General features: G+C 34.5%; 20 protein-coding genes. 10 read left to right on the forward strand and 10 right to left on the reverse strand.

Annotated elements, in window-relative coordinates; all coding sequences use genetic code 11:
* Nucleotides 1–135: 135 nt before the first annotated feature.
* The 4 genes from GOQ16_RS17725 to GOQ16_RS18225 all read left to right on the forward strand — a co-directional run bounded on the left by GOQ16_RS17725 (nucleotide 136) and on the right by GOQ16_RS18225 (nucleotide 3,785).
* Nucleotides 136–1,197: a glycoside hydrolase family 3 protein gene (locus GOQ16_RS17725; protein ID WP_204987507.1), complete on the forward strand. Its 1,062-nt coding sequence runs from the start codon at nucleotides 136–138 to the stop codon at nucleotides 1,195–1,197.
* Nucleotides 1,194–2,333, forward strand: a complete 1,140-nt coding sequence (locus GOQ16_RS17730; protein ID WP_204987508.1) for a glycoside hydrolase family 3 C-terminal domain-containing protein — start codon at nucleotides 1,194–1,196, stop codon at nucleotides 2,331–2,333. Before GOQ16_RS17725 ends, GOQ16_RS17730 begins: the two co-directional genes overlap by 4 nt.
* A gap of 154 nt (nucleotides 2,334–2,487) precedes the next feature.
* The gene (locus tag GOQ16_RS16445) at nucleotides 2,488–3,306 is read left to right on the forward strand and encodes a ZIP family metal transporter (protein WP_160070292.1); all 819 of its coding nucleotides are present in this window, start codon (nucleotides 2,488–2,490) and stop codon (nucleotides 3,304–3,306) included.
* 116 nt (nucleotides 3,307–3,422) lie between these two features.
* Nucleotides 3,423–3,785, forward strand: a complete 363-nt coding sequence (locus tag GOQ16_RS18225; RefSeq protein WP_369073904.1) for a GNAT family N-acetyltransferase — start codon at nucleotides 3,423–3,425, stop codon at nucleotides 3,783–3,785.
* A 48-nt stretch (nucleotides 3,786–3,833) separates the two neighbouring features.
* Here GOQ16_RS18225 and hpf read toward each other — a convergent pair whose 3' ends face one another.
* Both hpf and GOQ16_RS16460 read right to left on the reverse strand, forming a co-directional pair.
* Nucleotides 3,834–4,175, reverse strand: coding sequence for a ribosome hibernation-promoting factor, HPF/YfiA family (gene hpf, locus GOQ16_RS16455; RefSeq protein ID WP_149913478.1), 342 nt, complete (start codon nucleotides 4,173–4,175; stop codon nucleotides 3,834–3,836).
* Nucleotides 4,176–4,190: 15 nt separating this feature from the next.
* Nucleotides 4,191–5,072 carry a tyrosine-type recombinase/integrase gene (locus GOQ16_RS16460; protein WP_160070293.1) on the reverse strand — a complete coding sequence of 294 codons (882 nt, stop codon included), beginning with the start codon at nucleotides 5,070–5,072 and terminating at the stop codon, nucleotides 4,191–4,193.
* Between the two features lie 193 nt (nucleotides 5,073–5,265).
* Between GOQ16_RS16460 and GOQ16_RS16465 the strand changes: the two genes are divergently transcribed.
* The gene (locus GOQ16_RS16465) at nucleotides 5,266–6,168 is read left to right on the forward strand and encodes a DUF72 domain-containing protein (RefSeq protein ID WP_160070294.1); all 903 of its coding nucleotides are present in this window, start codon (nucleotides 5,266–5,268) and stop codon (nucleotides 6,166–6,168) included.
* A 5-nt stretch (nucleotides 6,169–6,173) separates the two neighbouring features.
* On the forward strand, nucleotides 6,174–6,560 hold the full coding sequence (gene gloA2, locus GOQ16_RS16470; protein WP_160070295.1) for an SMU1112c/YaeR family gloxylase I-like metalloprotein: 387 nt from the start codon (nucleotides 6,174–6,176) through the stop codon (nucleotides 6,558–6,560).
* A 13-nt stretch (nucleotides 6,561–6,573) separates the two neighbouring features.
* Here the strand turns inward: gloA2 and GOQ16_RS16475 are convergent, their stop codons facing one another.
* From GOQ16_RS16475 to GOQ16_RS16495, 5 genes are all read right to left on the reverse strand, one after another.
* Nucleotides 6,574–6,921 (reverse strand): TM2 domain-containing protein, encoded by a 348-nt coding sequence (locus GOQ16_RS16475; protein ID WP_160070296.1) that lies wholly within the window; start codon nucleotides 6,919–6,921, stop codon nucleotides 6,574–6,576.
* Nucleotides 6,911–7,204 carry a DUF2752 domain-containing protein gene (locus tag GOQ16_RS16480; RefSeq protein ID WP_160070297.1) on the reverse strand — a complete coding sequence of 98 codons (294 nt, stop codon included), beginning with the start codon at nucleotides 7,202–7,204 and terminating at the stop codon, nucleotides 6,911–6,913. Before GOQ16_RS16480 ends, GOQ16_RS16475 begins: the two co-directional genes overlap by 11 nt.
* 56 nt (nucleotides 7,205–7,260) lie before the next feature.
* Nucleotides 7,261–7,785 (reverse strand): thermonuclease family protein, encoded by a 525-nt coding sequence (locus tag GOQ16_RS16485; protein ID WP_160070298.1) that lies wholly within the window; start codon nucleotides 7,783–7,785, stop codon nucleotides 7,261–7,263.
* A 212-nt stretch (nucleotides 7,786–7,997) separates the two neighbouring features.
* Complete coding sequence (locus GOQ16_RS16490; RefSeq protein WP_160070299.1) at nucleotides 7,998–8,663, reverse strand: response regulator; 666 nt, start codon at nucleotides 8,661–8,663, stop codon at nucleotides 7,998–8,000.
* Between the two features lie 15 nt (nucleotides 8,664–8,678).
* Nucleotides 8,679–10,385 (reverse strand): ATP-binding protein, encoded by a 1,707-nt coding sequence (locus GOQ16_RS16495; RefSeq protein WP_160070300.1) that lies wholly within the window; start codon nucleotides 10,383–10,385, stop codon nucleotides 8,679–8,681.
* 633 nt (nucleotides 10,386–11,018) lie between these two features.
* Between GOQ16_RS16495 and GOQ16_RS16500 the strand changes: the two genes are divergently transcribed.
* From GOQ16_RS16500 to GOQ16_RS16510, 3 genes are all read left to right on the forward strand, one after another.
* Entirely contained in the window at nucleotides 11,019–11,597 is a 579-nt protein-coding gene (locus GOQ16_RS16500) for a hypothetical protein (protein WP_160070301.1), read from the forward strand.
* On the forward strand, nucleotides 11,563–11,913 hold the full coding sequence (locus GOQ16_RS16505; RefSeq protein ID WP_160070302.1) for a hypothetical protein: 351 nt from the start codon (nucleotides 11,563–11,565) through the stop codon (nucleotides 11,911–11,913). Before GOQ16_RS16500 ends, GOQ16_RS16505 begins: the two co-directional genes overlap by 35 nt.
* Before the next feature lie 81 nt (nucleotides 11,914–11,994).
* On the forward strand, nucleotides 11,995–12,855 hold the full coding sequence (locus GOQ16_RS16510; RefSeq protein WP_160070303.1) for an alpha/beta hydrolase: 861 nt from the start codon (nucleotides 11,995–11,997) through the stop codon (nucleotides 12,853–12,855).
* A gap of 130 nt (nucleotides 12,856–12,985) precedes the next feature.
* Here the strand turns inward: GOQ16_RS16510 and GOQ16_RS16515 are convergent, their stop codons facing one another.
* Complete coding sequence (locus GOQ16_RS16515) at nucleotides 12,986–14,167, reverse strand: class I SAM-dependent methyltransferase (RefSeq protein WP_160070304.1); 1,182 nt, start codon at nucleotides 14,165–14,167, stop codon at nucleotides 12,986–12,988.
* A gap of 96 nt (nucleotides 14,168–14,263) precedes the next feature.
* Between GOQ16_RS16515 and GOQ16_RS16520 the strand changes: the two genes are divergently transcribed.
* Entirely contained in the window at nucleotides 14,264–15,052 is a 789-nt protein-coding gene (locus GOQ16_RS16520) for a Cof-type HAD-IIB family hydrolase (RefSeq protein WP_160070305.1), read from the forward strand.
* Between the two features lie 320 nt (nucleotides 15,053–15,372).
* Here the strand turns inward: GOQ16_RS16520 and GOQ16_RS16525 are convergent, their stop codons facing one another.
* Together GOQ16_RS16525 and GOQ16_RS16530 are read right to left on the reverse strand one after the other, a co-directional pair.
* Entirely contained in the window at nucleotides 15,373–16,470 is a 1,098-nt protein-coding gene (locus tag GOQ16_RS16525) for an IS91 family transposase (protein ID WP_160070306.1), read from the reverse strand.
* On the reverse strand, nucleotides 16,437–16,745 hold a 309-nt coding region (locus GOQ16_RS16530), incomplete at its 5' end, for a tyrosine-type recombinase/integrase (protein WP_160070307.1). The genes GOQ16_RS16525 and GOQ16_RS16530, both read right to left, overlap by 34 nt.

Here is a 16,745-nt window from a genome sequence, read left to right on the forward strand (position 1 = left end):
GGGGTTCGTGATATCAATTTTTTCTTATTCAGATTGACTAAGTTATTTGCTTAGTCCACAGGTTTTGTACATGATCCCTATTTTAGCGAGTTAAATAAACTGTAATTTTAATATAAATTAACCATTTGTAATTTAATGAGATTAAATCACCTAAAACCAGTATGCTTTTTGTTTGTGTCATTTTTATTTATTCATAACGTAAATGCACAAGAACTATACAAAAATGCTAAAGCTCCTGTTCAAAAACGTCTAGATAATCTATTGAAACGTATGACGCTCAAAGAGAAAATCATGCAACTAAATCAGCATACCGAAGGAGACAACGACAACCCAAATAATATTGAAAAATCTGTGAACGAGCTCTCACCAGAAATAGGTTCATTGATTTTTTCAAGTTCAGATCCTGTATTTAGAAATAAAATACAGAAAAAAGCAGTGGAAGAATCCAAATTAGGTATTCCAATTTTATTCGCTTTCGATGTTATCCATGGTTACAAAACCATTTATCCTATTCCACTTGGTCAAGCAGCCTCGTGGAATCTAGCATTAGCGAAAAAAGCTTCAGCGATTGCTGCGAAAGAATCAAGATTAGGTGGTATAGAATGGACATTCTCACCGATGATTGATGTTGCTTACGATCATCGTTGGGGTCGTGTGTCAGAAGGGTATGGTGAAGACCCTTATACCAATGCGCAATTCGGCGTAGCAACAATTTTAGGTTATCAAGGAACACAACCCTACGACAGTCTTCATGTAGCTGCCTGTTTAAAACATTATAAAGGCTACAGTCGAAGTGAAGGTGGACGCGATTATGTATATACGGACATCTCAGACCAAGCAATCTGGGAAACATATATGCCACCCTACATTGCAACTGTCAATGCAGGAGCTGCTACAGTCATGAGTTCATTTATTGATATTAACGGTATACCTTCCACGGCCAACGTGCACTGGTTAAAAGATGTATTACGTACACAACTCGGTTTTAGTGGATTAATTGTTTCGGACTGGTACGGTATCGACCAATTGAAAAGTCAAGGAGTTGCAAAAGATGATAAAGAAGCCGCTTATAAAGCTTTTGCGGCAGGAACAGATGTCGATATGGTAGACAATTTGTATGGCCGACATTTGGAAGACCTAATTAAAGAAAAGAAATTTCTATTGCACAAATTGATGAGGCAGGACGTCGCATTTTGAAATTAAAATTTGAATTAGGATTATTTGAAAAACCATTTGTTAATATTCTTCCTGACGAAAAAAGATTCTTATTGCCAGAAGATATCAAGACAGTTGAGAAATATGCCGAAGAAACTATGGTTCTATTAAAGAATAAGAATCAAATTTTACCGTTAGTGGATGCAAAAAAAATTGCCTTAATCGGTCCATTTGCTAAAGATAATGATCATGTAATGGGTTCATGGAGAGCATTTGGAAAGACCAAAGATGTTACGCCATTCTATGATGGTATTCTAAAAGAGTTTGGTGATAAAGTTAAGTTTGAATACGTTCGTGGTTGTGATTTTGAAGGTAATGAAAAATCAGAATTTGATGCGGCATACCAAGCAGCAATCAATTCAGATGTAGTTGTTTTGTATTTAGGTGAAAAATCAGGGTGGAGCGGAGAAAACGCTTCACGCGCTAACCTTGCATTACCTGGAATTCAAGAGGATTTAGTGAAACATTTGGCTACTGCTGGAAAAAAAATAGTGTTAGTATTATCAAGTGGAAGACCCGTTGAATTATCCCGTATCGAACCATTGGTAGATGGTATTATTGCTGTATGGCAACCTGGTACTGCTGGTAGTGCTCCATTGGCGGGAATTATTTCAGGTAGAATAAATCCTTCTGGAAAATTACCAATTACTTTCCCCTATTCTACTGGACAAATCCCAATTTACTATAATCATAGACAATCTGCACGCGTATATCAGGGGCAGTATCAAGATGTTCAACAAGGTCCATTATACCCATTTGCCCATGGCTTAAGTTATACGAAATATGAATACAGTGACATTAAATTATCTAAAGATGTCATAAACAAAACAGACAAGCTGATTGCATCTGTAACTGTAAAAAATTCAGGTTTACGTAATGGATTAGAAACAGTACATTGGTTTATCAGAGATCCACATGCATCTATTTCAAGACCAGTTAAAGAACTTAAATATTTTGAGAAAAAAGAAGTAAAATCAGGAGAAACAGTTACGTTCACTTTTGAAATAGACCCTATGCGCGATTTATCTTTTCCCGACTCAAAAGGAAAACGTATTTTAGAGTCTGGTGAATTCCAATTAAAGGTGGCAGACAAAGAAGTAAAATTTGTTCTTAACTAAGAAAAAAATCTAAATAGAAATCCCTTTCAATCCTCGTTTGAAAGGGATTTCTATTTAAATCCTTCGTATTCTCCATAAAATTTATAACATTTTTATTTTTTTAAGCTTGAATTGTATCTTTATGGTCGTAATACACATATTGAAAACGAAATAAATGCTAGATTCAATTATAACTTATTTAGAAAGCATTAATCCCATTACCGCAGCTTTGTATGCTACGCTATTCACTTGGCTTGTTACTGCCTTAGGATCTTCATTTGTTTTCTTCTTCAAAGGTTACAATAAAAATATAATGGACACTATGCTTGGATTTACAGGCGGTGTGATGGTTGCAGCGAGTGTTTGGAGTTTGCTAATTCCTGCCATAGATATGAGTGAAGGTACGGGGTTTACGCAAGTGATGCCATCAGTAATAGGGTTTCTTCTTGGTGCGGCGTTCTTATACAGTATTGATAAAGTTTTACCCCATTTGCACGTTAATTTTCAAAAAGTGGAAGGTGTGAAAACACCATGGCAAAAAACCACACTTATGATACTTGCAATAACCCTACATAATATTCCCGAAGGGTTGGCTGTAGGTGTACTCTTTGGGGGTGTTGCTGCAGGAATTCCTGAAGCGAGTATTGCTGGTGCTGTAGCCTTAGCTGTAGGAATAGGATTACAGAACTTCCCAGAAGGTATAGCTGTTGCGATGCCCTTACGTAGAATGGGATTATCAAGACGTAAAAGTTTCTTTTATGGACAAGCTTCGGCAATTGTCGAACCAATTGCGGGTGTGGTAGGTGCTTTAGCCGTCACTTTCTTTTCTCCAATTCTACCATATGCATTATCCTTTGCAGCGGGCGCAATGATTTTTGTTGTTATTGAAGAAGTTATCCCTGAGTCGCAACAAAATAAAAGTTCTGATCTCGCAACAATAGGATTTATTGGAGGATTTATTGTGATGATGACATTGGATGTTGCCTTAGGTTAGAATGTGATGTTTATTGAAAACAGTTTATTTAAAATATCGCCTCCTACAAATGAAGACTTAATTTCAATAAGAGATTTATATACTAATTTATTCCGAATTCTTCACAAATTTGGAATATTCAATCTGTTGAAGCTAAAATAAAAAAGTTTCAGAATGATACTATAGGTATACATGTTGTCAAAACACATGAAAATGAATTTATAGGAGAAGCCTCAATTTTTAGTTCTACACAAGCAGATGTATATGAAATTGGATTTATACTTCATAATAGTTTTTGGGGAAAAGGTTTTGGAACAGTAATATGTTTGATGCTTATCAAATACTGTATTAACTTCCTAAATGCGCGAAAGGTAATTGCTAGAATGTATAAAGAAAATATAGCTTCGCAGAAAGTTTGTCTTAATTCAGGTATGCATCTTTGTCCGCCAAGCACGGGAGATATTAGATTAGGTAGACTAACTTATGTTTACAGCAAATAAAAAGGGATGTTTCGCAACATCCCTTTTCTATTTTAAAAGAAAATAAACCTAAAACTCTTCCTCTTCTGAAAGAAGCTCTTTGTGATTACTTACTGCTGTACGTGTCTTCGTTTTATGTTTATTTATCTGTCTACGTAAGGATTCTACGGCAACATCGGTTGCCTCTTCGAAGCTTTTCGCTTGAGCTTTAGCGAATAATTGAGATCCTGGAATATTAAATTTTAATTCCACAACTTTGTTAGCTTCATCTTCTACATTTTCTAGTCGTAAGTAACATACCCCTTCGATAATATTATCCAAAAATTGTTCTAGTTTACTAGTTTTTCTTTTGATAAAATCGATCAATTTTTGATCCGCATCGAATTTAATTGATTGCACAGTTACGTTCATGTTTTCCTCCTTTTTTTAAGCTTTTGGATGTGCTTGTTTATAAATGTTTTTTAATCGCTCTACAGAATTGTGTGTATATATCTGCGTCGCAGACAATCCTGCATGTCCTAATAATTCTTTGATCGCGTTCAGATCAGCACCATTATCTAGCAGTGATGTAGCAAAACTGTGTCTAAGTATATGAGGACTTCTCTTTTTTTGCGATGTTATCATAGTTAGATATTTATTTACTACACGATATACTAGTTTAGGATACGCTTTCTTGCCTTCTTTAGTAACGATCAAATGCTCAGAATTATTTTGTAATTTACTTTCTCTTTTTTTGTCTAAATACAGTTTAAGTTCATGAATCAATGAAGAATACATAGGAACAAACCTTAATTTGTTCCTTTTACCTAATATAAGGATTTTTTTATTATAAAAATCAATATCTCTTTCTTTTATTTCTAATAATTCTGCCAGACGAATACCTGTTCCGAACAGCAGTTCTACAATGATGAAATCTCGATTATTCTCAAATGAATCATCCATTTCTTCCATCTGCTCCAATAACAATGTCATTTTCTCCTTTTCAACTACTACAGGTAAATTCTTTCCAACTTTCAGTGCTTTAATTAAATGAACAGGGTTTGTTGGTGACAATGATTCACGTTGCAAGTATTTGTAATATGATTTGATAACAGAAATAGCACGATTAACTGAGGAGGCTGTTTTACCATTCTCACGCATTGAAGCAAAATAGTAGCGACAAAATTTGTAATCAACATCAGCAAATGAGATGTTTTCAGCTTCCAAAAAATCTAAATACGATTGTACTTCGGTATCATAGGCCGTAATGGTATGTGCTGAATAACGCTTCTCGTACTTTAAAAAATTAATGAAACTGCTTTTATACATAGATATTGTCTTACTTCAATCAATATAAATAATATCTAGGAATATAACTAGCTTAACGATTAGATTGTTTCCGAAAACTCAAATAAAATTTTTCTATGAGAAAAAGTGCAATAAGATGAGCAAAATACAAGAATATCGATGTGATTTTGAATATCAAAAAGCTTTAACCTATATTTAGATAAATATTTGAGATATGAAATTCGGACAAGTACCTGATCCATCGATCATAGATTTTACAATTCCGCCAACACCTCCAGAGACAATTAAATTATTAAACGAAAACAAGGATAATAATCCTATGGAAGTGTATGTAGGATGTGCCAAATGGAATAAAACCGATTTAAAGGGTTTCTATCCGAGAGGCACAAAAGATGAATTGGCATATTATTCTACGCAATTTAATTCAATCGAATTAAATGCCACTTTCTATAATTCACCAAACAAACAGCAAGTGGAAACTTGGCGAGATAAGACGCCTAAAGATTTCAAGTTTTTTCCAAAAATCCCACAATCTATTAGCCATTTTTCGAGATTGCTTAATACCGACGAAAAAATCAAAGAATTTGTCGATTCTACAGCATTATTTGAAGATAAATTCGGGATGGCTTTTCTTCAGATGATTGATAACTTTAAGCCAAAGGATTTTGATAGACTTGAAAAGTTTTTAAAAGATTTTCCAAAAGGTTATCCGCTAGCAGTTGAAGTGCGCAATGAAGAATGGTTTAAACCAGAAGTAGCAGAAAAATTCTACAAAGTATTAGAAGAGACCAATAAAACAAATGTTTTGGTGGATACAGCAGGTCGACGTGATATGATGCATATGCGATTGACTACTCCTACTGCATTTGTTCGTTATGTTGGTGCGAATCACCCTTCGGATTACACGCGATTAGATGAATGGATTGATACCATTTTGGAATGGAAAGAAGCTGGTTTGAAACAATTATATTTCTTCATACACCAAAATGTGGAAGTGGAATCTCCTCTTTTAGCGGCTCATTTTATTGAAAAATTAAATAAAGCCATAGGTACAAATCTACCCATACCAAAAAAACCAGATGACCCGAAAAAAGGCGGAAACGGCACATTATTCTAAAATATATGAAGCTCAATAAAGTACACCATATAGCCCTAATTGTACGTGATTACGAAAAATCTAAATATTTCTACACCGAGATATTGGGACTAGAAATCATAAAGGAAACTTTTCGAGCGTCTCGTAATTCCTATAAATTAGATTTAGCGCTAAATGGTCAATACATTATTGAGCTTTTTTCTTTTCCTGATTATGTGACACGTCCAAGCTATCCCGAAGCATTAGGTTTACGTCACCTTGCATTTGAAGTAAACGATATCGAGCAAGCAACCAATGAACTGCAGCTAAACAATATCCCCACAGAAGCTATACGCACGGATGAAATCACGGGAAAAAGATTTCTTTTCTTCGCCGATCCTGATGGATTGCCGCTGGAGTTTTATGAAGGTTAAAACAATTAAATACCTATCTCACGACAGCTAAAACTTCCGTAGCCATTTTAAGATTATATTCTTCAGTCATGGATTTGTGGTTTATCAGATCCACGATAGTTCCTATAAGACAAAATCCTCCTGTAAAAAAGTAAAGTATTCCCATAGCAATCTGTCCCAATACAAAACGTTGTACACCTGCAATTATGACTAATCCTAATAAAGTAAATAATAAGATATCTTGTGCTTTCTTTCTTCTGGTAGTATAGATTTGAACAAAAGTCCTGAGTTTTGATTCTTCGAGACCTGCTGTGATGTGATTTAAATTCATCAATTCCTCATTGGTAATCCCATCAAGGTGTATAAAAGCGTTAGTTGCCATTTTTATATTTAAGTTTATATCTTATCAATTGAATAATCCGGTAAAATAAGACTATACATACAGGAATCCCAAGCCAATGCATCTCAAAGGAATTCCGAAATTCGCCATGCAAAACTAGATGTATAGACTTCCCTAATCCACAACCAGGACACCATTTGAATCCAAGATTATGTACAGGACATATTGTAGAGTCATTCTCTTCTAAGTTCAGGTTATAAAGAATTATAAACGCAGTAACCCATATCAGGAGTTCTAATGGAATATTCTTTAATGCCTTAACCATATGTCTCAGAAAGTTAGATAAATTATGGATTTAAAGCAAATGATTAATATTGTATTTTAATCCTTCCAAATACCTAATTTATGTTCACGAGCAAAGACTTGAGCTTCGTAAAATAATTTATCATGCTTAACGTTCGGACTAATGGTCATTACGGTAGCATAACCATTTTTAACTAGATCTTCATTGAGAAATGTACCATCATTTAAATATACATAAGCTAAAGTCCTGCCGTAACGATCGATTGAGTCCACATCAAATGCTAACTTCAGGTAAGAATGTTTGGTTAAGATACTATCTGTATATGCTTTAGCGTGGACTCCAAAAGGATGTTTCTTCTTGTTAAAAACATTTTTGTTCTCTGGAGCGTCAATACCAATAAGGCGAATTTTTACGCGCTGACTATCTGCATTTAACACCCAAAATGTATCGCCATCTACAAAACCATCAACTTTAAAAATAGTTGGATCTGTAAACATTTTCTCTTCGAATTTTTCATCAAATGAAATCGTAGAATAAGTATTAATCTGGGATTGGCAATAGGCAAGCAAGGTCGTTATGAACAGTAAAATAACTCTCAGCATATTTTTCATTTGGGTACAAATATACCTTAACTTACAATTTTTCCATAAAACTTTTTACTAACTCAACCCCTTTTCTTTCTACTTTACAACCAACAGCTTTCCTTACGGTTTCCCGTAAACAATACATTTATATAAAATAAAAAAAGTAGACCTTTCGATCTACTTTCTTATTGATATTTAAGTTAATAAGGGATTAGTAAAATTTTTAGTAGCTATATAAAACCTTTGTCTTTACAATAAGCTACTAGCTGTTCGTTGTTAGTAAATGAGAGTACTTCACGCATGGTGTTAAGGCGTTTTTCTATACTACTTAGCCCAGACGGTTTTACATTCATTTGTTTTAAATAATGAGGGATATCCATTTGTTTTACACCATCAGCAAGGTATTTTACAATTAGAATATCCACTGTACTAAATTCAAATGTATTTTTTTCTTTAAGAATTTGTTTAATATCTTGCGAGGCATACGTTTTATCGTTTCTTAATGCTTTTAACGCTTCATTCAAATATTGTGCATCACGTCTCGCTTTACGTACATAAGCATCAATTCCATAATTATTAAATAATTTATTGATTATAACTGGACGGTTCTCTCCAGAAAAAACTAATATTTTGATTGTTGGTTGTATCACTTTTACCGCTTGAATTAAATCGATTCCGCTTGTAATACGTTGCTTATTGTTATCTTCTTCAAAAGATAAATCAGTTATAAGTACATCATACGGGGCTTGATCTTGCAATGCTTTGCTAATCCAAGCTAAGGCATCATCACAATAGTATACATATTTAGCTTCCTGCACGCCCAAATCATTCAATGTACGTTGTACTGAAATATTGGCGACTTCGTGATCTTCTGCAATTAAAACTTTTTTAAACATACAACCTTGTAAAGTTTAGTAGAAAGGAATTTCCACGTTAATTTGCGTCCCGTTTTTCCTTTCTAAATCAAAGTTAATCGTACCGCCTAACTTTTCAATACGGTTTCCCGTATTAACCAATCCATTTCCTTTATTAAAATTTTTTAAAAGACCAACACCATTGTCAGAGTAGTGAATATGCAGTTTATCAGAAATCAATTCAAACCTAATAATCAACTCGTTAGCACCACTGTGTTTTCGCATATTTACAAGCAACTCTTGTAGGATTGATAATAACTCTTCTTTAATATTTTTTGAAATTTTATTCCAAAGTACGTCATCATTACCTAAGATAAATAATTTTAATTTTTCATGCGTAAACGATTTTATCAGATTAGCTATCTCATTCTCAAAAGACCTATTTGATTCCATATCATCTGTATCGTAAGAAATATCTCTTGACTTTTCGTACATATATTCTAACCTATCCAAAAGCTCATCGCGATCGAAATCTGCTTTATACTCTATTTCGGACATGACACGATAGATGCCATTTGCGACTACATCATGCACTTTTTTGGAAGTTTTTAGTTGATTTTCTTTGATTTTGGCTTCAGTTTCTAATTTAAGCTGCTGCCTACGTTTATTGTATCGATAAATAAAAAATCCAAAACTGATTAAGAAAATCGCAATTATACTAATTGCAATAGATCTATGCCTTATCATTTTGATATCTTTATCCAATATTTCTTTTTGCAATTGAAAGTTTTCTGTCTTATTCTTTTCGGCTTCATAGCGAATCATCGCATATTGATTGCTCGCTTTGAGACGTGCAATCCGCACACTGTCACTTAAATTCTTATAAATAGCAAAATAATACTTAGCCGAATCCGCTTTACTTAATTGTACTAACCTTTCTGCTGCATTAATTTTATCCTTTGCGCTTTTTAATTTTGTAGCAATTTGAAATGTTCTTTGCGCATAGAATAAAGCCGAGTCTAGATTTTTATTTGAATAATACTGATACAAATGTGCATAAGACGCATTCATACCGTATAAATCATCCTCTTTAATACGAATATTTAATGCTTTATGAAAATCTTGAGTAGGGTTATATGTAGCATCTATGTGCCATTTTGTATTTGCATAATTGGATAGTGCACGTGCATATTCATTCTTCGAAGAAAAATTTGAGCTTAGAATGGTATCAAAAATTGCATAAGCCTCTTTAAATTTTTTCGCATAGGATAAAGTGACTGCCTTATTATTAGAATATGTTGCGGTATTCAAACTATCAGTTGCAAATTCAATTGCCAAATCATAATATTTAATTGCCTCACTATGATCACCATAACCCGATATTGCATTCCCCAAATTATTATAATTATAAGCCAAGAGTGCATAATGGTCCTTATTTCTCTTATTTATCAGCCTATCTGCTTCAATAGATGTCTCTTGTGAACCGTAAAAATCACCCTCCAAAAAGAGTGTAATAGCCATCTGAATAAGACATGTAGCAGCAGTAAGGCTATCCCCCTTTTCCAAAAATTCATCAGATGCCAAGTCGAAATAAAAAAATGAACTATCTAATTTATTTTCTTGAAGTAAGGTATTGGCTATTGTGTAATTCGTATTTATCTCAGTTTTATGAGGAGAATTACGAATTGATTTAGTTGGATTCTCACCGCAAGAAACAGTAATCAACAGGATAAAGGCAAATAATATAATAACTGATTTTAACACTAGATTTCTTAGATGTTTGGATCAACAATATAGCTAAAAAAAATAAGGCAGGTAAAATTACCTGCCTTATTTTTTTAGCTAATTATAGGATTCCCTATCGGTAATATAGGTGGTACTGGTGGAATCGGAGGTCTGACAGCACCCTTGTCTCCTGTATTTTCATTGTTATCAGTCAGAATTACATTATTTTCATTTTGTAAATTGCATACTGGTCCCGTGCTCCATAGCAAGGCTATGAACAAAATCATTTTCATGGTATTAAAAATTAAAGGTCAAAAACTAGTCTCAGTCGTTTCCTCACGACTATGACTTTGTAATTCAGAAGGCCTTTTGATTTTGCGGGAAGTAGTAAGTGCAAAGGGAACCATTTATACTTCCCTTTTCGTAAATAATTACCATTGCAATTACCGTTTGAAAACCATTTTATATCTTTATGTCTTACTGATCAATAGATGTATCTTGATTTCCTTGAAGCAAATATATTCAGCTACAAAACGCTGTAATGCACACATTTCTGAGATTTCTGCTATTTCCGATTTTTCCGATGCAATAAAATAGTTAGTTTGAATTGGAGACTTGATATGTCAACTAAAAATAAATGTGTATAATAGCTAACATCATTAATAACCTAATATGTTTTATTTTGACAGTTTTAAATCCGAAGTAATTGTTGATTACGTTTCAAAAAAAGAGAATGGAAAGCTATCCTCCTGGATGGAAAACCCCACTCCTGCTAATCTCCGAGATCATGCTATTCTTTGTTTAAAAAATGAATTGGAAACAGATGATAAGAATATTTTTCAAGAGTTTTTCGACCCAAAAAGAGGGTATGAAAGTCTCGAATTTGCAATTAAAAGAACAGATCTAGGCAAATTGAAATCAGTTCAAAATTATCTAATTGGTAGTACCAAAGAACCAAGTGAAATAATCGTTAAATTAAGTGCCATACTAATAGATTTTCAGCCTAGACCTTATCACAAATGGAGAATAGAAAAGTCAGAAGAAGTAAATACAGAAATTTCGGAATGCAATAGCCAAACGTATATTTCCGATAAAAAAAAGCTTGATGAACCAGATATACAGAAAGAAGATGATAATTTAGAAAATCCTATAAATAAAAATAACATTAATATTTTTTCATGGTTAAATAAAATCAATCGCTTCAATAGTAGGAATTATGACCATGCTTCCTATTGGCTTGATAACATATAATAAATTTAATGACAATGACTGCGCCTATTGGGATGGAGAAAAATATATAGCAGTCGATTGTGGGGAACGCAATATTGAACAAGAAATTATCCATGTAAAAGACAAATCTTTATTATCCTTAAGGAAAATCACACGACCAGATACTTTAACGGACAAAGACTTAAAAAAAATTTGGTATTCAAAGGTTAAAAATAAAGTAGAATTTTTCACAGGACCAGGATATCATCCAGTAAATAGAGATAGGGCTCTTAAAGCAGCGACCATTTATATTATCGAGAAATATGGAACATTAGACTCCATTAACTCCAATAAATAATCCTGAAACAACAATTTAACCAACAATTAATATCGGCATCATAATTGAAAGATATTTACAGAACACTATAAACTTTCGATTATGAAAAAGCTAAAATTACTTCTAATATGCCCAATTTTTACAGTGCTACTATTAAGCTGTAGTAAAGACGAAAATGAAATAACTTACCCAACAAATGAAGATATTATTTTAGAGAATATAAGCTATGATCCTCATGAAAGAAATAAAATGGATATCATGCTTCCGTCAGGAAGAAACACAACTAAAACTAAGATTCTCGTTTTAATTCATGGTGGAGGCTGGATTGGTGGTGATAAATCAGATTTTGATGTAATTCTAAATAGAGATAATATCGAAAATTTAAAAAAAGAATTTCCTGACATCGCTGTATTTTCATTTAACTACCGATTAGCCACTAGTGAAGCAAATCAATATCCAGCAGCCGAACAAGATGTCAAAGCGGCTATGGACTTTATCTTAAAAAATGCTACATCCTACCAAATCAACAGTAATGCTACATATATCTTAGGTGGTAGTGCTGGTGCACATTTAGCAGCATTGTATACTGTCAAGAACCCTTCTCCTCGTATCAAAGGTACAATTGGAATATCAGGAGCCTACGAGCTGAAATCTTTGTATACCGATGGAAATGCGGAAGCTAAACAAGTTCTGGAAGCATTCTTGGGAGGTACACCACAAAACAAGGAACAAAACTATTTTCAAGCTTCGCCTTTAAATTTTATAAATAATACAACAACAAAATACTTGTTGTTACATGGACAAGATGATAGGTTATTACCGATTTCACAAGCGCAAAAATTTGAAACAGCATTAAAAAGTAAAAATATTGACGTGCAGAAATTCTACTATTCAGGAGGGCATGGACTACCACCAGAACATGTAGTACAAGGCTTGCAAATAATAAGAGATTTTTTGAAGTAATAAATTACTTCAATAATATTGTATTCTATACAGCTATAATACTTTTTGAAGAAACAATATCTGCCCAACCAATATTAGGGCATTTAAGAAAAAAGCCCTTGCTCAAATAATAAGCAAGGGCTTTATAATTTTATAATCCACAAATCTTCTCTAAATAATGGTATTCAATACCAAAATAGGCTTTTGTGGTTTTTAACTTCGCTAAGATTTCCGCTTGTTTTGCTTTATCAATATTTTTATTCACTGCTACAATCATCACATTCTTAGGCGTATGCGCATCCGAAATAAACTGCATAACTTTAGTTTGGTAACCAAAATATTCTAAGATCAACGAACGGATGCCATCTGTCAACATTTCGGCATGACGTTCCAAAAAAATGCCGTGCTTAGTCATAAAAGACAAATCATTTTTGGCTTTTACTTGTTCGAGTTGACGCCGAACTTGCTTGTGGCAACACGGAGCTACGACGATAAGATTTGCATTGTGCTGAATACCTTTGTAAATGGCATCGTCTGTCGCCGTATCACAAGCATGCAAAGCGATTAGTATATCCAAATCCGAATTAGGTTTGTAGTCCTCAATAGTTCCCTGCACAAAATTCAACTGATCAAAATCACTTCTTTGCGCAATCGCATTACACAATTCCACCAAATCTTGTCGGTATTCTACCCCTTCGACTTCGGCTTTACGATTCAATTCATTGTTCAGATAATCGTATAATGCAAAGGTCAAATACCCTTTTCCGGCGCCCATGTCCACGACACGCAATAAATTCTTAGCAGGCAAAGCGTTCAACTCTGTACTCAACAGTTCGATATAATGGTTGATTTGTTTCCACTTATCTTGTGCATTTTTGTATACTTTCCCCTGCTCATCCGTCAAACGCAATTCTTTCAAATACGCTTTGTTTGAATCTCCAACTTTACGTTCCTTTTGCTTATCGTGAGAAAGATCTATAGGCTTTACCGCTGTTGCTTTCTCAGACTTCACAGACCAAACCTGCTTTGCATTAAGCTCACAAATACGATTTTCTGTAGTTGTAAATAACGTACATATACGAAATCCTGTTGAATCCAACATATTTTCAATCTCCGTCTGCCACGCTTCTACCTCAAAATTCTTCGTAATGTCACGTGTTTGATAGCGGTAGGTAAACGAAAGTTTGAGTTCACGCTTTATCAATACAGCTTTGACATAGATATTCTTAAGCTGCGCAATTTCGCCTTTGTAGTTTCCCAAAGACAGTTTGATAAAGCTCTCATTTGCTATACTTTCTTTGATTTGAGTCAAGAATGCGGGTAAAACGCTCATGTTTGTTCTGTTGATGAATCGTCAAAGATACGAAAAGCGCCTTCGAAGTTGAATTTTGAAGAATATCTTTTTACTTTTGAACCACATTACATTTATATGCAAAACCCAAACATTCAAGCCGTATTTTTCGATATTGATGGTACCTTATTGAGTTTCAAGACTCACGAAGTATCTCCTTCTACCGAAGAAGCAATCGAACAATTGCAAGCCAAAGGCATCAAAACTATTCTTTCTACTGGTCGTTCTATAAATAGTATTGATCATGTTCGTTACCTTAATTTTGATGGTTACATCACCTTTAATGGGGGTTACTGTCTGAGTAAAGAAGGCGAAATACTATTCAAAAAAGCAATAGATTGTAACGATATCCAATCGATCTTGAACTATGCGAAAGAAAACCCATTGAGTTTTTCATTTATGTCCGAAAAAGAAGTGAGCATACACGATGTGACGCCTGAAATAGCTGGTATGTATGCGCATCTCAATCTTCCTGTACCTCCTTTGGTGGATATGGAAAAAGTAGATACTTCGTCCATCTTGCAAACAAACATTTTCTTAGGTCCAGAGGAAGAAAAGGAATTTATGCAGAAAGTAATGCCTAATTCATTGGCTTCACGCTGGTCTCCCCTTTTTGCAGATGTAAATCCCCAAGGACAAAGCAAGCAAGTAGGTATTGATGTATTTTGTGAATACTTTGGAATCGATAGAGCTAATACAATGGCTTTTGGGGATGGCGGTAATGATATCACCATGCTGAAACATGTAGGTATTGGGGTAGCGATGGGTAATGCCAATCCAGAAGTCAAAGAAATTGCTGATTATACGACCGACGATGTAGACTCCGATGGCATCTGGAATGCACTAAAACATTTTGGTGTTTTATAGATTTTATCGTAATTTAATAGAAAAAATAAAAGGATAATACAGTACGTATTATCTTTTTTAGTATAAGTAGAGATAAAACGTAAAAAATAGCTACAGATAATAACTAAGCTTTCGTCTTGCCCGTAGGGCTCGAGATGAAAGCCCGTTGAACGGAACCGGTTACTGGATACCTATCTTTATGGAGTTTTCATTTTTAGGTTAGAAGATATTCGAGCAGGTGGAGGCCTGCTTTTTTGTTTTTTATGGTTTTAACTATTAATAATCAGTTTATTATACTGATTACCATCACTTCTGAACACAAGTTCCCTTACCCATAAAAGCTAATTTACAGGGACAAGTTTATGGTCAAGAAGGTAATCTTTTGGTGGACCTCTCTTTCCAAAAATCAATATCGTAACCAAGTTTCCTTCATGACAACAGCGACATTTAAGATGTTGCATTTTGGCTGCTTTTTCGGGTCTAGTAATTTTTAACGTATCTTGTAATTGCTGAAGCTTACCTCGTTTCCAGCGGCTACTTAAAATACCGTAATGACGAATACGAACAAATCTGCGCGGCAAAATGTGCAAGCTAAAACGTCGGGCAAATTCTTCATGTTTCAACTTCAGTTCCTTGGTTTTACTTCCATCTTTATAGTCTTTGTAGTTAATCGTAACTTCTTGATGGCTTACGCTTTTTATCCGATGATTACTGATAGCTACCTTATGTGTATACCGTCCTAAGTATTCTATCACTTGCTTGGGGCCACCAAATGGTCGTTTAGCATACACTACCCAATTCTTTTCAAACAAACTCTGGTTAATAGCAGAGTTGGTGAGTTTCTCTTTACGCAATAACGCCACATATTTAGCCCGAAAGACTTTACTCAATGCTAGCACTGAAAACATATATTTATCAGCTTTAATTTTACCTCTCCACTTCCCATTTTCATCGATACCTCCACCTGGAACAATACAGTGCAAATGCGGATGTAAACTCAGATTTTGTCCCCAAGTGTGCAGAATGGAAATCATACCCGATTGTAATCCTTCGGTTTTACCAAACTGTGATAAGGTAGACCAAGTGGTTTCAAACAACAGGCGGTAAATGATATGCGGATGTGAGATGGCCAAACCATTAAGCGTATCGGGCAAAGTGAAAACCAAATGATAGTACGAACAAGGCAATAAATCTTGCTCTCGAGCTTGAATCCATTCTTCACGTTTATGACCTTGACATTTCGGACAATGACGATTTCGACAACTGTTGTAACTAATACTTATGTTCCCACAAGAATCACATGCATCAACATGACCTCCCAAAGCGGCTGTTCTACATAATGTTAAAGCTCTTAGTGTTTTCTCTTGGTGAACCGTAAAGTTTTGATGGGATAAATCTACTTTTCCTAGCACATCGGCGACTTCCCAGTGCGGCTGCATAAAGCAAAAACGATATCAAGAGGACTATGGACTTTTTGTTGGGCTAACTGACAAACATGCAGGTACTCCATCGTGCTCTCCACACGTTCATGCCCCAGAAGCTTCTGAACTTGTAGAATATTCACACCATCTTCTAACAAATGCGTAGCATAGCTGTGGCGTAGTGTATGGGTATGTACCTCCTTGAGGATTCCCGCTTTTTTACAAACGGTTTTGACAACCCATTGAACGCCACGCTGGCTATAACGCGAATCAAAACCTTTGCCTTCTTTGCT

It is taken from the genome of Sphingobacterium bovisgrunnientis, assembly GCF_009829085.1.
In the GTDB taxonomy this organism is placed as follows: Bacteria; Bacteroidota; Bacteroidia; order Sphingobacteriales; family Sphingobacteriaceae; genus Sphingobacterium; species Sphingobacterium bovisgrunnientis.

Bases quoted from the DNA above. Each gene is read 5' to 3' on its own strand.
- GOQ16_RS17725 (WP_204987507.1), top strand. From the start codon at position 136: ATGAGATTAAATCACCTAAAACCAGTATGCTTTTTGTTTGTGTCATTT.
- GOQ16_RS16445 (WP_160070292.1), top strand. From the start codon at position 2,488: ATGCTAGATTCAATTATAACTTATTTAGAAAGCATTAATCCCATTACC.
- hpf (WP_149913478.1), bottom strand. From the start codon at position 4,175: ATGAACGTAACTGTGCAATCAATTAAATTCGATGCGGATCAAAAATTG.
- GOQ16_RS16460 (WP_160070293.1), bottom strand. From the start codon at position 5,072: ATGTATAAAAGCAGTTTCATTAATTTTTTAAAGTACGAGAAGCGTTAT.
- GOQ16_RS16465 (WP_160070294.1), top strand. From the start codon at position 5,266: ATGAAATTCGGACAAGTACCTGATCCATCGATCATAGATTTTACAATT.
- gloA2 (WP_160070295.1), top strand. From the start codon at position 6,174: ATGAAGCTCAATAAAGTACACCATATAGCCCTAATTGTACGTGATTAC.
- GOQ16_RS16475 (WP_160070296.1), bottom strand. From the start codon at position 6,921: ATGGCAACTAACGCTTTTATACACCTTGATGGGATTACCAATGAGGAA.
- GOQ16_RS16480 (WP_160070297.1), bottom strand. From the start codon at position 7,204: ATGGTTAAGGCATTAAAGAATATTCCATTAGAACTCCTGATATGGGTT.
- GOQ16_RS16485 (WP_160070298.1), bottom strand. From the start codon at position 7,785: ATGCTGAGAGTTATTTTACTGTTCATAACGACCTTGCTTGCCTATTGC.
- GOQ16_RS16490 (WP_160070299.1), bottom strand. From the start codon at position 8,663: ATGTTTAAAAAAGTTTTAATTGCAGAAGATCACGAAGTCGCCAATATT.
- GOQ16_RS16500 (WP_160070301.1), top strand. From the start codon at position 11,019: ATGTTTTATTTTGACAGTTTTAAATCCGAAGTAATTGTTGATTACGTT.
- GOQ16_RS16505 (WP_160070302.1), top strand. From the start codon at position 11,563: ATGACCATGCTTCCTATTGGCTTGATAACATATAATAAATTTAATGAC.
- GOQ16_RS16510 (WP_160070303.1), top strand. From the start codon at position 11,995: ATGAAAAAGCTAAAATTACTTCTAATATGCCCAATTTTTACAGTGCTA.
- GOQ16_RS16515 (WP_160070304.1), bottom strand. From the start codon at position 14,167: ATGAGCGTTTTACCCGCATTCTTGACTCAAATCAAAGAAAGTATAGCA.
- GOQ16_RS16520 (WP_160070305.1), top strand. From the start codon at position 14,264: ATGCAAAACCCAAACATTCAAGCCGTATTTTTCGATATTGATGGTACC.
- GOQ16_RS16525 (WP_160070306.1), bottom strand. From the start codon at position 16,470: ATGCAGCCGCACTGGGAAGTCGCCGATGTGCTAGGAAAAGTAGATTTA.